This is a genomic window from Serratia sp. PL17 (genome assembly GCF_017832355.1).
Classification (GTDB): domain Bacteria; phylum Pseudomonadota; class Gammaproteobacteria; order Enterobacterales; family Enterobacteriaceae; genus Serratia.
In genome coordinates this window covers 592,671-608,900 of sequence record NZ_JAFIBY010000001.1, presented here as the reverse complement: position 1 = coordinate 608,900, position 16,230 = coordinate 592,671, and the positions used below count along the sequence as shown (strand labels likewise).

The window sequence follows — 16,230 nt, the reverse complement described above, 5'->3', positions numbered from 1 at the left end:
CCATATAAGAAGGGAATACCAAAGCCCTGGTGCCATCCAGTTTGCTCAGGCTTACAGCGAATTATCAAGATACTGCTGTTGTTTCAGGTGGCGCAGCAACACCCTCCCCTCAGGCATAAACTCGGTGCCGTAACGCACCAGACCTATGCTCTTCAGCTCTGCATCGATGGCGTAACGCAGCTTACCGGGCTGAGTCTGCTCCTGTATCACTACATCAACGTTTTTAAGGCGTGGTTCATATTTCAGCAGTACCTCTGAGAGCATCCCCATCAATTGATGGGCGGTCCCCGGCATTCCCTGCAGGATTTTCGCCATATCAGGCAGGCCATAATCGGGTAAATGAGCCAGCGTGCCGGCGCGGCAGTTGAGAATGCGCTGCATATTGTCCAGCACGGACAATATGACCTGATTTTCTTCGCTGACCTGATTGAGACCAAAGCCCCCGGTAAAATGACCGGTGAGCATTTCATACAGCGAAGGTGATTGGTGAGTATGAGGCATCACTTATCCTTTACGTGGAGTAGCGTCAGATGATTGTTCCCGGCCTCGATCACCCGGGCCTTGTCCGGATCGAGCTCTTCACGGCCCATCGTCAGCCTCCAGGTGTTGTTATCCATATCCGGATAGCGGAATAACCCCACCACCGCCACAAACTGCGCCTCTTCTTCCATCGGCATGTCAAGGTTCAAATCCCCGCCCGGTTTCAGCACCACATCACGGCTGGCAAGCAGGTCGGCTTTCAGAATGATGCCGTCATCCTTGAGCAGTTGCTGATAGACCGTTTTATCGAAGGTCTTGCGGTCTTTCAGCTGGTAAACGCGAACCACTACCGGCTCGGACAACGCGTTGCTCTCGCGGGAGTCGGTATTCAGCGCCTCACGTGCCGTGAAATCCAGGTGCAGGACCTTAATCTTCTTGTAAAAGAGGGCGCTGAAGGCCGACTTGGTGCCATCGGTGACACTCTGCGTCACCCCGCATCCCGCCAGGCTGAATGCTATCAGCGGCAACAGCCAGCGTGCGGTTCTAGTTAAACGTATACGTAACACGTCGGTTTCCTTGTTGTGGTGTGGCAGGTTTCATACCGCTGTAATAGCCCAGCTCCGTCGTGAAGATCTGAGGAATATCCTCTGAGGGTTCCCCCTCTTCAGCGCCCAGCACGCCGTTCATGCCGAGCCAGAAAGGCCCCTCGCCCAGCGGCGGAGCCACCAGCAGTCGGGTATGGGTCGTCAGGGTGATTTTTGCCTTAAAGCGCCAGCCGAGATACACCCGCAGCATCACCAGAAAATCCTGATAGAGCAGACCATCCGGCTTCCAGCCCTGCGCTTCCAGTTCGCTATCTGTCGTGAGCGCAATCCGCAGTTGGCTAGCGGCATCCATCGCTTCATCGCCGAGCGGCGTGTTGCCGTCCAAAAGAAAATCATCATCGCCGTAAAAACCCAGCGGCTGACTTAACGCCACCGGACGCAGGCAGTACGGACTCACCTGCACAGTGGTATTCGGGGCCAGCACGGTCACCAACGCCTGCACTCCTTCCTGGGTTTTGCCCGGTTGCTGCAGCACACCCAGCAGCGCCAGAAAGCGGGACACGGGTGTGGCAATATGGTTTGCGGTGCCGGGAATACCCAGTCCCACCAGACCCAGCAGAGACTGAGAGATGCTGTCTGTGCCTCCGGGCTCGAACGTTGCCGGGTAGGAATATTTACGCCAGATGCGGTAAAACTGGGTCAGGATACGGTGGCTGAAGATATCCAGAAAACCCTGCAGTGCCTCATGCCCTTCCCGGCGCTGGGTAATGTCATCAAGGTAGGCTGTCGGCAGTGGCGAATCCACGCCGTACATTCCCATAAACGTGGTGCGGATGACCGGTGGTTTACTGTCATCATCTTCGTCGTACTCCACTGCCTTCAACTCACTGGCAGGAAAGCCCATCCCTGGATGGGGCGCAAAGCGTACCGGATCGTCATCAGGATGGCTGGTTGAGCCCATCAGCGGTTTGCCCGGATTACGCTTCTCCAGCAGTTGACAGAAACGGTAAAAGTTAATGCGGTGAAGGTCGGCTTCCAGTCGCGGGCTCAGCCGGGAATACGGCGGTTGTGCTTCTCTTCCCATTGCAGACGCTCTCCGGTCGGTTGCAGAATGATAATCAGGCGGTTAAACAGATAGATATCGGTGTACAAGGCGAAGAAACGGCTCAGCATCTCACCGAACAGGCAGATATCCCCTCTTCCCGCAAAGCCGTGGCTGTCGAGCGCCACTTCAATCTGTACGCCGCGTACCAGGTAGCCCTGCTCAAAACGCTCCGTTTCACTGTGTTTCACGTCGAGGATGGCCTCAAGGCGACGGCGGTTCATCTCACTGTCTGTCCACTCGTACAGCGCCAGGGTACCGCGCAGCACGTCGGCATTATCCATCATCGACAGAAACCCGCTGCCAAGATGGCTCAGCACCCGCCAGTGGAAACGGTCCTGCGCCGGGGGATAACAGGGCAGCGTCGGCGCACACAGGTTGCGCACGGCGATGCTGGCCGAGGTGGTTTTCATTACCGTATCAAGCACCGTGCTTTGCAGCGCCCGGCGCGGCAATTGACCGTTGGTGCCGGTGAGCGTCAGCGACAGACTTTCATCTTCCGGTACTGTGTGATTATCAAAGGCTTCACCACCGAGGATCAACCAGGTGTTATGCAGCACGGATGGCCCCCGACGCACGCGGGTGTGGTAGTAATACTCCGGCGCTGCGTGGCGCATCATTCCGCCTTTATGGCGAAAACTCGAAAAAGGCACGTAGGTATGCTGGCTTGATGACATCACCGAATCGACCGCATATATCTCGGTATGACCATCCTGCACGCGCATCGGGCGCAGCATGTATTCGGTCTGCAGGGAGTTGAGCGTCAGCGGGTCGGACTCCAGCGGGAACAGGTTAATCACCGGCACGCAGTTCAGGCGCAGATGCTTCTCGTTAAAGCTGAAGTCATGCGCCCAGCGTTCGGCCAGCACCACGTCGATTTCAAACCAGGGAAGCTCAGCCGGAAAGGCCACGGTCTCCAGCCCACGCAGGCCGATGAACATGAACTTCTCGCGGAAGGTAAAGTACTCCAACAACAGCTGGTAGCCGCTGAAACTGCTGTTGCTCTTCGGCCAGAGGGTATCGTCATCGGCAAACCCAAGCGCAGTGAAATGCCCCTCCAGCAGTCTTCTTTCCGCATCGCCGGGCATCCGCAGCCATATCCGGGACACATTCAGAGTGAAGGCTTCGTGCATAGCGCAGGCCAGCGACGCATCGGCATTAAAGTAGAACGGAATATGGCTGAGATCGACACGGCTCCAGTCCGCCAGTTCTCCGCAGCTAAAGCGAAGCGTGACAACCGAGCGACCATCCGCATCGGTTGCCAGACGCGCACTTTCAAGTGACAGCGGCTGAAGGGTAATCTCTTGGGTGGTGGTGTACCGGCAGCGCGTACCCTTCTCACCGATCGGCCGCGAGTTCACCTCGAAGCCTTTGGCGATGCGCATCGGCTCTTTCATTTCGCGCCAGTCGGGGGTGAACTCCACCACCGACATCGACGGAATGGTGCGCAGATAGTGCGGCCACAGCAGACTGACCAGCCCTTCGGTCAGCTCCGGCAGGTCATCGTCGAGCTTCTCACGCAGCCGGCCCATCAGGAAGGCAAAGCCCTCAAACAGGCGCTCCACGTACGGGTCGCGCGCGCCCGCTTTATCGAGATTGAGCATCGCCGCCTGCTCGGGATGAGCGCGGGCAAACTCGTCGCCGGCCTCCAGCAGGTAGCGCATTTCGGCGTCGTAATAACGCAGGGTTAAATCATCCATATTTTTTTCTGCTTAGTTAATTGCTGCGTGTTAAACGCTGAAGCAGACTTCGCGAGTCTGGCGGGAGTATCAAAAAGAATCGAGGCCCATCAATACTGAGCACAAAGGGAAGGCTCTATAGCATATTTTTTTGCCATACCAGGCATCCATCCTGAAGGGATCCCCCGACATTCGGTGTAGCCTTTATCCATGAGTGATGTCGTATATCTTTCTGAAAAGATAAACATTCCAAGCATAGTAAGCCCTAAGATGATAAACACGGCCTTCAGTAATTTTTTACCTGATGTAACGCTTATCTGCTTTCCGGTAAAAATAACAGGAAAAAGCATCGCTAATAATGGAGAGAAAAAGAAGAAAAAAGCAGCAGCGAAAAACACCCAAAATGAAAAATTGACGACATCAGGGTAGGAAAGATATTCAGCTAATTCATATATTCCGAGATATGAAATCCCGACAGCAAGCCCCATGAAGAATATGACCTCAGCAAAAGCAATCACACGTTGTTTTAAAGGATACATTTTAATAACCCAGTATTATAAATACTTGCAGTGTTTTGCGCAGATGCAATCTTATCTCTGTAATCGAAAACCTTTTCCTGCCCGAGTTAAGATGAACAAGACATTGGGGGCAGAACGTATTTTGTTGCCATTCCCGGCATCCACCCATCTGGTCTCTCTGAGCATTTCTGATACCCTTTATCTTCAAGCACTGAAGTGTAGGAAAATGAAAACACTATTGCAGCGATAACAAAAACTCCGATCAAGCCAATAAATATCCTATTTGCTTTTTTGCATTTCACTATGGCAACAATTTCACCATACTTCATGGCCATAAACCAATAAATACATGGAAACAATAAAACCACTGGTATCATTGGCAAAACAGATGAATAGGGTGAAAAAACGACCTCATCTCCAAAACTAAAATATTCGCCAAAAATTTCTTTTGAAAACCAAAGGGAACCCAGAGAAAAAACACTCCAGATAATTACATTCCCAATAAACCGTTTTTTTTCATTCATAATTTCATAACCTGGGGAAGAAGGTCACCAATGTACTTTTTAACATACTGTTCTATCTCTGACTCTATGACCTTCCGGCCTTTTCTGAGCATACCATCTACATACATCGCCCCAAGGTCAAGGATACCATCTGATACTTCCCTTGATTTTTCCATAAACTCCTGCTGTGCGGATTCGATATATGGAGAAATAAACTCAACAAGGTCATCAGTAATGTGATATTTTTTATCCAGATAGTTCAGTACAATGGCAATACCCACGCCAGCGATAACCACAATTGCAAGATTAAGAACAACAAACGATGTCATGGTATACAAACCTACACCGTAAAGTGCTGCAGATGAAATGCCTACTTTAGCGAGGTCAGTTGCTAGCGTACCAAGGAATTTAGACAATGTAGTCTCATCATTCAAAATAAAGTCAATAGTATCTATCACCGAAACATAGACAAAGCCAAGGATTGCACCTTCAACTATTGATTTCTGTATTCCATATTTCCCGATCCCTGCTTCTATAATTTTAGGATTCATCTCTGCAAAAACAGGTGCATTGAGCGTTTTTCTTACCGCAGCATACCCGCTTATTCTAATTAGTCGCGTTCCCTTATGGTTAACAAATACTGTTGCAGTAATGCCTATGCTCCCCAATTTGTAGATCATGACAGAAGCATTTGCGACATCATCAATATTCGTTGCGTAGGTTTTAACCGCATCCCCGACAGGATTGGACGTCCCTTTTGTCCAGGTCTGCTTAACAAAATCCCAGCCATCTATAACCTTCTGACACTCTTCCAAAGTCAACAACAGAAAATCGCGTCGGTTGTGTCTTAACATCCCTCTGACGTTGTTATCCGGAACGGTATAGGTATTGATCAATTGCGGATAACCTGGAGCCAGCATTGTGTCACTCTGCGAGTCAGCAAGGAATGCCATGGAAACAGCATCAGCGACAGGTGCTTTTTCTGTTTCGGGAGTATCTGAACTAGATCCCCCCGAGCTCTTCTCGTATGTATCGTCCCACATCGACGGGATAAATTTCGCCTTACAGGGACAGGTGCTGTAACTGTCAAGGGTTCCAGCCATTCGCCTGTCGTGAATGGTATCGTTATCGATGCCGCCGGCTATCTTGTATAGCCCGGCATGCTTCCCGCAGGTGACGCTGTCCTGTTCCCGGGCAACCGGTTTATCAAACAGCGTGTGATCCTCTGCGCCCGTAGTGATTTTCCCGCCACAGGTCGTTTTGTCGCCCTGCACCAGATAAAAGCCTTCTGCAGCCATATTTTTTCCCTTTAGCTGAATTATGTCCGGGTTATACGCAAAGCACTGCACTGCTGGCCGGATCGAGCGCTATCAGACCAGACAGAAGCAAATCCATCTCAGGCTGAAGCCGTGATTTATCGGTTTCACTGCGTGTGGCTTTCATACGCAGCAGTCTGAGGCGGCGCGATTTCACTTCAAACAACAGCGCCGGCGTCCACTGCGTGAGGGTGATTGTCTGAGCTGCACCATCGAGCTCACCGAGCAGATGCAGCGCCAGTTCATTTTTGCCCTTTTGCTCGGCTACACGGGCCATCAGCAGACGCAGCAACCATTTATCTTTTGCAGAGTCGGTACCCGGCCGTGTCTGCAACCAGTGGAGCGTGGCATCCAGACCATCAGTGTCCGCTTTCTCCAGCGCTTCCGGCTCGAGGGCCAGGATATCGTTATCCGTCTCACCGACGGCACTGACCGGCTCATCCCGCCAGCCTGACATATCGTCCAGCACGCTCTGATTTATCCAGTTCAGCGTGACCTCATCAGCAAACGGCGTACCGTCATTAAAAGCCAGGGTTTCAAGCCCGGTAAGGCGGCGCAGCAGCCCTTTCAGGTCGGCGGCGATGATATCAGCCAGCACATCCTGCCCCGACTTCATCAGGGCCTGGTGGATATACCACTGCAAATCCAGCCAGAGGTGGTTGGCACCACGCGAAAAGGCGCTGTCTGCCTGCTCCAGTATCTCCAGCCAGCTCTGTTGCAGATACAGGCGTTTGAGCATGGCCCGCTGGTCAGCGCGCGGCGGTTCGATGCGCGTTTTTCCTTGTGCATCCGGGGCCGGAATAGCACTCAGGGTGTCATGACGCAGGCTTTTCATCAGCCGATGTGCGGCCAGCCAGCCATCGGGTTGCTCACGCAGATATCCCGTCAGGGTGCGGGCCTGTGCCAGCAAATCCTGGCCGGAAGTGACCCGGCCCAGAACCGGTGCGGTGCTGCCCGTCGCGTCGGACGCATAAGTATTCTGTGGGGTATCGCTGGCATTCTGCGGCACTACCGCATCCACGCCGCCGGCTTTCATCAAACGGGACTCCAGTGCACTGTAAAGCGCATTCAGCTCTGGCCGTGATGCCTCCGGCTCTGCCTCCAGACATCCCTGGATAAGCAACAGCGCGCCGACAGTATGCTGTGCATCATCGGCCACGACTTCCGGATACATCGACAGGCTGTCGAGCACGCGGGAACCCGCCAGCCACTCCAGAGCCGCTTTACGGCTGCGATCGCGCTGCGGGTGCAGCTGCGTGCCAAAGTGTTGCAGCATCCCGGCCAGCAACGCCAGCCCTTCGGCGAACCCGGCCTCACCCTCCTGATGCAGGCGCGCCCAGCAGTAATAGGTGGCAACACGGATGTCCTGTGCCGAGGTGGTGAGCAGCTTTTCCGTCAGTTGGCAAATCAGCGCTGTATCGATGCCGGAGAGTTTATTGACCTCTTCCCGGATCCTCTGGAAGTCATCGTCGTATCCGGGATCTTCACCGGTCGGGTGACTGTCGCTGACGGGGGAAGTCCAGCGATGCCAACTCTCCGTACGCGCCTGTGCCTGTTGCTTCAGTTGGGTTTCATCAGCCTGACAGGCAGTCACAAGATTATGCAGTGTGCTCATTGTGTTATTCCACTCCGTCCATGTCACTGCTTCCTGAACTCATCAGTGCCTGCGCCGTAGCGGCGCTGTCCACACTGAAAATCTGGTCCGGTAAGGTGAACCCTCGAAGATCAAGCAGCGCCAGCGGGCCTTTTCCCAGTTGGGAACGCAGCACCCACTGCAATGTGCGACCATCCGGTGCAGTAAAACTCATCATCCACTGGCTGCGGTCGAGTTGCTGACGTTTGCCCTGCTCCAGCCAGCGGATGAAACCCCAGGTCCCGCTGTAATCCCCGAACAACCGCGCACCGGCGTTGACCGTGGTCCAGGTCAGCATTGTCCCCGGCTTGTAAGTGTCTCCTGGCCAGCGGAAGCTCTGCCAGTCAGCCATCTGATTGAAGTAGTGCAGCGGCTGGCCATCAATGGTCAATTGGGTTTCCACCACCTGCGGTACAGGGCGCGCCTGCAGCTCAAAGCTAATGCCCTGGCTGCCATCGGTGAACAGAATATCTGACAGCTGGCTCAGTTGGTTAATGGCCCGCAGGAAGGCCGGGTTAAAACTCAGTCCCCGGCTGTTGACCTTATCCGGTACCCACTGGCTGCCCTCTTTGTGCAACACACCACTGAGCTCTGCCGTCAGGAAGCGCTCAATACGTCCGCTGTCCTTGCGCAAAAACTCAGCCAGCATCGGCAGAGAGGCATCACTTTTACTCGCTGCAAACGGAAAACGCCCGTCAAAGGCGGTGTGCCAGTTCGCCACCACCGAACGGCTCCATTTATCATTCAGGCTCGCCGCCGAGGGCTGGAGCACGGTCTCCCAGGCCTGGGTCAGCGGTTGCACAAACATCGTGCTACCAAAGCCACTCCATTCTTCACCAAGACTTGCCGAAATCAGACTGCCATACTGTTGGGTGTCGGTCAGGTCGACACTTTTTCCCTGGAACACCGTCTGGGCCAGGGTCTGCATCATCTCCTGCGGATCTGAGGCGCTGGCGACCTGCTGCAGGCGCAGACGAACACGGGTGATGCGGGTCAGATACGTCTGCAGGCTGAGCGAGGTATCGGCCGACATCACGTTGCTGCCGGTGTTTTTGCCCATCAGGGTCAGCAGCGGTCCAAAGGTTTCATCCATTGGCCCCTGTGGACCGGATGCCGTCTGGTCAATGGCCGGTTTATCACTTCCGCCCACCAGGTCTTTGGCTGACCTGATGATGGAGTCAGACAGCCCTTCGCTTTTCTGCCCGGTCTGCCCCTGCCAGGCGATCGTGTTCATCAGCGCAATCAGCGGCGACTGCCGGACGTCACTCATCAGCGTCAGCTGGTCAGTAACGTCAGCAATATTGTTTGCGGGGTTAAGTCGCAGGCTGTTGAGAAAGCTCAGCCAGCTGCCAGCAAAGTCTGTGAAATAACGTTGCGTCAGGCGTGCTTTCAGGGCTTCCGGCGACAGGTCTGAGGAGATGGCTTTTCGGCTGTCACTCAGCACCCAGTCAATTTCATCCCGGCGGGAATTTGCGGCCTTTTCGATAGCCTGCTGAATCCCCCCTTCCCAGGCCTGGCGGGTGAACATCCCCGGCACCACTTCTTCGGTGGTGAACAGGCGGCGGGCATCGGTGCCGCTGGTCATGTCTTCCAGGGAGACATCCGCAAAGTTGCGGCGAACGGATTTGAGCATGTTTTCATACAGCGTGCTTTCGGCATTACGGCGTCCAATCTGCTGGAGCAGCACCTGACGGCTCTGGCTCACCAGCTGTGCATCCGGTGTGATTTTCCACTGTGGCTGCTTTGGCAGTTCGGTGATGTAGAAGGCCCAGAGATCCGGCGACAGGCTTTGCCACAGGCCGGTTGAAATACCCATTCGCGTCGGCTGCACGACTTTCAGGGTCCGAGCGTAATACGCGCCGTCTGCCTTATCCGGGCGGGCCATCATCAGCCAGGCTTTCAGTTGGTCATAGCCCGGCTTCGCCAGTTGGGCCCGCTGGTCGCTGCCAGGTGCGGAGCCTGCCAGCGCATTGAGCTTTTGCGTCAGAGCGGCATTTGCCGGGTCACGAATCAGGTGGTTGTTCGCCACGCCGTACCAGGGCAGCACCGCGTCGAGCAGTTGCTGGTTATGATCCAGACCGAAACGCTGGTACCAGGGCGCGCCTTCCTGAATACGGTGCTGCAGGCGGCCTGCATCATTACGCAGCGTATGTAGGGCCGTGAGCTGGTAATCCGAAACGGAAGGGTGTTCCACCAGAGCGTGAGCCTGTTCGGCGACAGAAACTATCTGCGACCGGTTAACCACAAACGACAGCAGCATCCCCGCCCCCCAGACAACGATAATCGCCATCAGCGTCCATGCAAGCGTCTGTTCCCACGCCATACCGACACGGCGGCCACGCACGCGGGTGCAGTCATCTACGATACCCTGCCAGGTCACCGGCAGGGTCAGCGCATGGCGCTGTGATTCCGGGATATATTTCTCAGCGTCGGTGGTTCCCCCTGCGATATCGGTTGGTTTATTCTCCGGCAGGCTGAACATCAGGCCACGCAGTGGAACACGCTGTTGGGAAGCAGCCAGCCATGGCATCAGTTGCTGAACCCAGCGGGCGATACCGCCGTCGTTGAGGTGCTGGCCCTGTCGCAGCAGGAAGTCGTGACTGTTGCTCTCAGCGACCTGACTCACCCCCTGCGTTCGCAGGGCCGGCAGCATCAGCTCAAGCTGGCGGGTAATCTCGTCGGCTTTCGCACGCAGCGGGAAACTGGCCCCTACCGTCTGTTCAGTGCGTTTTGCCTGCGACCAGGTGCTGTCACACAGTTGCCAAAGCCAGACCGGTGCAGAATAGCGCAGTAATTCACTGATTTTTTCCAGTCCGCGTAAATCGTTGTCACTGATTTGTGGGGTCAGGTTAAGCGACTGTGGCATAACGCGCACAATTCCGTCCAGCGGACGCCCGCGGCGCAGTTTACGCAGCACGGTGTATTTTTCCTTATCCGACTCTGCCGTCAGGCTGCCGCCATAAATCAGAACGGTACGGTTACCCTCCAGCCACTGGTTTTCCTGCAAGCCGGGTACCAGTAGTTCGATTGCCGCCTCATCGCCAGTGATCAGCAGCAGACGGGTTTTACGACGCCAGTAAAGACCAATACGGGAGCGGAGATGCGCCCGAATCTTGTTACACATGGCCACCGCAGGGTGAACAGGCGCTTTATCATTTTCCCGCTTCTTTTTCTCATCATCGCCGCTGGTGTTGTCGATAAGCGCATTAAACTCCTGTTTCCCGGCACTACGTACCGCCGCCAGGAGCACCACTGATACGATAAGGGCACAGCCTGAAATACATCCGCCGGCGATAAGCCAGTAAATTTGCTGCTGACTATCGTCTTCAATCCCGGCAACATCCGGATGCTTCCAGACCATGAACGTCATAACGGCTAACAGCAAAAAGAAAATCAATGCGACAGCAAGATAGCAGCCTTCCGTAGTCTTCGGTGCTAAAGGTAGCTTCACGGATCCATCTCCTGTCGGGAAGCAATCGGGGTAATGAGCGTGCTCCACAGCACATTCTGCGTGGTATCACCGCAGATAATCATCTGCAGTGACTGTGTTTGTCGGGCGATTTCAGTGGCGGCAGCGATAGCCAGCCAGGGGGCTGCGGCTCCGGCATGCCCCATGGATGTATCAAGCGAAATAACGGCTTCGTCCTCTACAGACTGCGCAGGATGTGCATTCTGGCACGCGATCGCTTCTGCGCGCTGCTCACCCGTCAGCCCGGCAAGCCATAAATTTTTCACGATATTTTCTTTGAGCGGGACGTTATAGGCAGCCATGCTCATCCCCCCACGCAGTTCACCTGATGGAGCAGCATCTGGTCGATGCAGCAACGCGAGAGGTTCGAGCGCCTCCTGTGTCAGGCGGTTGCCAAGAAGCAGAGCAACGACTGCTTCAGCAGTATTGTTTGAAACAACCGGATCAATCTGGAGACCAACAATCAATAACATCGCTTCATCTTTAATGCGGTGATCCAGCCAGTGGCTGACTACCCGCGGTCCATTGCTGTCTACATATTCAACAGCGCAGGTTATGCCGCTCTCCTGCCAGGCTTCCTGCCAAATATCCCGAACAGCAGGGAATGACAGAGATGAAGAGGCATCAAGGATGACAACAAGCGAGGTGTTTTCCGAAAACTGGTCAACTGGCAAATTAGCAATGAGTTCAGAGAACAGACGCGAGGTGACCAATTCAGGAGTATCTTCTGGCTCAATCGTAATACGGCTCAGCCTCCTGCTTTTGTCGCCTTTCCAGTCCGACTGCGAAATGATAATGCTGTGGTTATTGAGCATATCAACGGCAACAGAAGCTTGTTCATCTTCCTGATGGGCAGTAATAAATGTCGTATTCAGCACCTGAAGCGCACGGCGTGCTTTACGGGTCTCACTTAAGATCCAACGCTCCCGACGCCGGTCAAAACCATTCGCTTTACTGTCCTGTAGTGACCAGATCCACATTCGAAAACTGAAAGTTACAATCCACAAAACCACTGGCGTGCCAATAGCAAACATCCAGAAGTGGCTATTATCGATGTATCGTCCGAATATACGCATGAGGATCACGCTGATGACCAACATCGCCACCAATACGGCAAACCAACGTGATGTTTTTGGTGGAACTGGCCGTGGATAACATTCAGGAAGATGCTTAAGGGAATACGACATTAATTATCTCGATATAAAAATACCACAAACTAATTTTATGATTGTGAGAAACACTCATCGTAATAAAACTTGGTTCAACAATGCATAGTCAAAACTTCTACCCAGTATATATCTTGGACAAAACACTTTTAGGGAAATGGCTCAGGCATTCAGGGATTACTGTTGCATGAAAATGACTAACGTGACCATCACCATTAATATAAATGACATTTACATCAGGAAATCCATTTCTAGAAATACCACGATAAAACATCCCTCCGACGACACTATTAGATTTACTTAAATATATAACCTCGCCAGTTGTCCTGTCATTTTTCATGCTGAATATAATCAAGGAATCTAGTTTTAAAAGAGTGTCATTTAAAATATAAGCATGCCCATCGATTGCTAACCTATCGTCACCCGAAGAATAATTTACATCACTGGAACCCGTTAGAAGAATGTATTAATTATCTTTACTGGCTTTAACACCAATAGTTTCACACACATTATGAAATGCATTAGTGCGAAACATAGAACACATTGAAACAGATTTTTTGTCAACATCATCCTTTGCAAGACAATAACTTGTCGATAAAAAACGCAGAGAATGTAAAAAGTCAAATTTGATACCAACCCACTCACCGTGGAGAGAAAAAATTTTGTGAATTTCATTATTCATACATTCCCAATTAATAGTATCAACGACATAGTCGGCATAATTCACTTAATTTATTTATTACTAATACCCTTTCAGTTTTAGCCACAGGAGCAGAAAACATAACGAACTAACTAACACAAAAAAACCACCGATAATATTTTTATTTAACCTTATCTTCGTTGCAGTCATTCAATATTTTTTCATTCACTTTATTGTTCAGACCTATTTCCATACTTTCAAGAGTCTTTAATACGTAAGGGATCAGGCCACTATCTGAGGCAAGACTACCTGAGCCGCAAAGTGCGTTATAGGTAGAATCTTGAACTAAGCAAAAACTAACCAGTTCCTTTGCATTTTTATAGGTTTCTTTATCATCCTTTGTAAGATTCTCATCAAATACAACATACCCCTTAGTATTCTTTGCTTTGATATTGTATAACTTCAGCGGCTTGTAAGGTCCATCTTGATCCGAAGGAATAATGTCAGACTTTTTATTGTTTTCTTTAACCCATAAAGATTTACTTCTCGAATAAACAATTCTTTCATTCATACTTCTGTCATACCCGTTACCGTAGATAGTATCGGACGATAAACAGACCCAAGTATTGACCGGGAATGTGTCCGCGGAATTATCACTTTCTGTGTTTACTTTATTTTTAGAGGAAGACTCATATTCTTTAAATTTTATATTACTACAACCGCTAGACTCTACAGTATTGTAGGAAACTGACGAATTGTCATTAATTTCTCTTACTATGAATTTATCACTATTAAAATCAGAGGGTATGTTTATTTCAGGATTAATATCTGAAAAAGCGAACTTACAAATAAAAAATATAAAAAAAGCAAAATATTTAATTTTCATCTCTTATCTCCTTAACACAATCCCTTCAGGTTTATCTAAAGTAAACGCATTGTTTTCGTCTGGGAATTTTATTTCTGTCAACACAGCCAAAGCACAAGTATATGCACAGCAACGTTCTATAAATCCATTTATCCCTTGATAATTTCGTCTGCTGATAGCTCCTGGCAAGTTCACTGTTGCACTCGCCCGCCAGAATGCTGGGCTACGATAATAGATCCTAATACCATGCCCTGCAGTCACAGCCTGTCGCTGTAGTTCATGAGTCTCATCGGCATATTTTGCCATACCAGTTAATGACCAATAAAATCCTGCGCTATCGGCCGGGTCGAATACTCCAATATCGACATCTTCACGCCAAGACACCACTTCTGGCTCAAGTCCAGGATGTTGTCTATCATATAAAACCCTGTTATCTAATCTTTTTTCCCGTTCCCTGAGAGCACGATCTCCTTGGACCTTTCTGTAGTCACTGACCAATTCGTCCCGAACATCTTTATTAAATGTTCTTCCCCGATATGTAAAATATTTATAAAAATTATCAGGGTTAGTTAACTGTAAGAACCCCCTGCCGTACCAAGGAAAATACCAAATGTTATAATGGTATCTATGCCCATTTTCGTCTGTAGCAGAATAACGATAATCTTCTCTAGTTACACTCAGCCATTTAGTTTCCTGTACTGAATTCCCTAAAAAACTCACCAACCGGGAAGGTGTGTTTATACAATATTTTCTAAACATCTTATTCAGCATTGGATAATGCCTTGAGAAAACAGATGTGTCACCTTCATGAAACGTGACTGGCTCCCAATTATAGCGAGAACCCGAAGGCCTGATTATATTACGAGGTACAACTTGTTTAAATTCTTCTCGACTGAGCCAGTTACATTTACGAAAATGGGAAATAAACATCTTTGACTCAAAATGCCACAGTTTTCCGCTCCCGAGAGTTCCGGAATCAAAACATAGCGCTTCTGCGTGCTGTTTAAACTTGCCATAATCCTCTTCACTCATGAGTACCCGATCCTTAGATTCCTGCGTGCCTGGCATCTTCCACGTTGCCGTATTTTCCGATGTGCACTTCTCCCAGGGCAGACCGGTCATCAACCATTTATACCTGTCATCAATAGTGCTTTTTTCCCATTCGAACGGTAAACAGCAAATAAGTCTGTCACTTTGAGCCTCGTACCTGCCCTCTTCCTGTAACTTTCTGATGATCGCCGAATTACACTGGCTGTGGGTATCTTTGTCATCATCAACCAGCAGCCATCCCGTCCAGTGAGGAAAATCGGCATCGCTAAACTTTTTAATGCTGGGATCGGCAAGATTTACCACCCCAGTTCCCCCCGGATAACTGATCGTCATCCATAATGGCGCGTCTGCTGGCACCAGTGTTTCATTATCCGTATTGATAACCCGGCCAAAACGAAGCAATTCAAACCCGGCGCTGGGGCTCTCCTTATAATTCCGCATAGCAGTTTTATAAAGATTGTATTCGTAGTCTTCACCATCGACGTTAACCAGCGGCTCACCCAGCAGATCATACTTACCGTCAATTTGCGTATTTTTTTTCCGGGTCACCATCGTACAGTTGCCTTGTGCCAGAGTCATGCTGGCATACAGAGGCGCATTGCTGGTATAGCGTTCACAAAGTCCGGTGATGGAAGTACTGTTATCTGCCGGAGGCTTGTCATAAAATTTTGTTCCTGCTGGCAGATAAAAATGGATATCACCGTAAACCGCATCGGTGCGACCGTCTTTCGAAATATCCAGTTCCTTCGTTTTTCGTCCCGTCAGTTTACTGATGTTGTCATCATCGCAGAAAACCTGGAAGTGAAATTCATTCTGGCCGTCAGTCATTCCGGAGGAGCCTAGCGGATCTTTACGGTAGATTTTGACGTCAGTTTTTATCTCTGCTTCCAGAAACTTCAGATGCATATACAGAGAGTAAAAAACTACCTTACTCTCCTCTCCGGAACCTATTTCTGTCTCATGTTTCAATAAAACATAGCCATCATCCGTTCCCCTGATAGGGGCATACTTCAGTGGGAACTGATCTCTTTTCTCTGGCGGAGAGGGCTTGCGGAACGACATCACGGTCCCGTCAGCGATTGCCCTCACTTTCTCCGACGTTGTGCCTGCATCCGTATGTGATATATGGATGCCCCCATGCCAGGACTCTGATGCATTGAGAGGATATCCCCGGCGAGAGTTGACAGGCATCATCGCTTCAATCCAGTCTGCGTCAGACTGTGTGGCATCTTTCTCTCTCAGAAATGGAGGACTGATAATCATG

Annotated in this window: 13 protein-coding genes; all 13 read right to left on the bottom strand. The window is 50.9% G+C overall.

The window, feature by feature from the left end; translation table 11 throughout:
* Positions 1–51: 51 nt before the first annotated feature.
* Positions 52–501: a type VI secretion system baseplate subunit TssE gene (gene tssE, locus JOE25_RS02870; RefSeq protein ID WP_209632641.1), complete on the bottom strand. Its 450-nt coding sequence runs from the start codon at positions 499–501 to the stop codon at positions 52–54.
* The gene (gene tssJ, locus JOE25_RS02865; RefSeq protein WP_209632640.1) at positions 501–1,046 is read right to left on the bottom strand and encodes a type VI secretion system lipoprotein TssJ; all 546 of its coding nucleotides are present in this window, start codon (positions 1,044–1,046) and stop codon (positions 501–503) included. Before tssJ ends, tssE begins: the two co-directional genes overlap by 1 nt.
* Positions 1,024–2,109 carry a type VI secretion system baseplate subunit TssG gene (gene tssG / locus JOE25_RS02860; RefSeq protein ID WP_209632639.1) on the bottom strand — a complete coding sequence of 362 codons (1,086 nt, stop codon included), beginning with the start codon at positions 2,107–2,109 and terminating at the stop codon, positions 1,024–1,026. Before tssG ends, tssJ begins: the two co-directional genes overlap by 23 nt.
* A complete protein-coding gene (gene tssF, locus JOE25_RS02855; RefSeq protein ID WP_209632638.1) occupies positions 2,073–3,827 on the bottom strand; it encodes a type VI secretion system baseplate subunit TssF in 1,755 nt (584 codons plus the stop codon). The genes tssG and tssF overlap by 37 nt, the downstream gene beginning before the upstream one ends.
* An 89-nt stretch (positions 3,828–3,916) precedes the next feature.
* Positions 3,917–4,345, bottom strand: coding sequence for a hypothetical protein (locus JOE25_RS02850; protein ID WP_209632637.1), 429 nt, complete (start codon positions 4,343–4,345; stop codon positions 3,917–3,919).
* 86 nt (positions 4,346–4,431) lie between these two features.
* Positions 4,432–4,848 carry a hypothetical protein gene (locus tag JOE25_RS02845; RefSeq protein WP_209632636.1) on the bottom strand — a complete coding sequence of 139 codons (417 nt, stop codon included), beginning with the start codon at positions 4,846–4,848 and terminating at the stop codon, positions 4,432–4,434.
* Positions 4,845–6,125: a PAAR domain-containing protein gene (locus tag JOE25_RS02840; protein WP_209632635.1), complete on the bottom strand. Its 1,281-nt coding sequence runs from the start codon at positions 6,123–6,125 to the stop codon at positions 4,845–4,847. The genes JOE25_RS02845 and JOE25_RS02840 overlap by 4 nt, the downstream gene beginning before the upstream one ends.
* A 31-nt stretch (positions 6,126–6,156) precedes the next feature.
* Entirely contained in the window at positions 6,157–7,758 is a 1,602-nt protein-coding gene (gene tssA, locus JOE25_RS02835) for a type VI secretion system protein TssA (RefSeq protein WP_209632634.1), read from the bottom strand.
* Positions 7,759–7,762: 4 nt separating this feature from the next.
* The gene (locus tag JOE25_RS02830; protein WP_209632633.1) at positions 7,763–11,227 is read right to left on the bottom strand and encodes an ImcF-related family protein; all 3,465 of its coding nucleotides are present in this window, start codon (positions 11,225–11,227) and stop codon (positions 7,763–7,765) included.
* Positions 11,224–12,432, bottom strand: a complete 1,209-nt coding sequence (locus tag JOE25_RS02825) for a hypothetical protein (RefSeq protein WP_209632632.1) — start codon at positions 12,430–12,432, stop codon at positions 11,224–11,226. Before JOE25_RS02825 ends, JOE25_RS02830 begins: the two co-directional genes overlap by 4 nt.
* A 445-nt stretch (positions 12,433–12,877) precedes the next feature.
* The gene (locus JOE25_RS02820) at positions 12,878–13,093 is read right to left on the bottom strand and encodes a hypothetical protein (protein WP_209632631.1); all 216 of its coding nucleotides are present in this window, start codon (positions 13,091–13,093) and stop codon (positions 12,878–12,880) included.
* A gap of 139 nt (positions 13,094–13,232) precedes the next feature.
* Positions 13,233–13,937: a hypothetical protein gene (locus JOE25_RS02815; RefSeq protein ID WP_209632630.1), complete on the bottom strand. Its 705-nt coding sequence runs from the start codon at positions 13,935–13,937 to the stop codon at positions 13,233–13,235.
* A 3-nt stretch (positions 13,938–13,940) separates the two neighbouring features.
* Positions 13,941–16,229 (bottom strand): M23 family metallopeptidase, encoded by a 2,289-nt coding sequence (locus JOE25_RS26525; protein ID WP_245209684.1) that lies wholly within the window; start codon positions 16,227–16,229, stop codon positions 13,941–13,943.
* Between the last annotated feature and the right edge of the window lies 1 nt (position 16,230).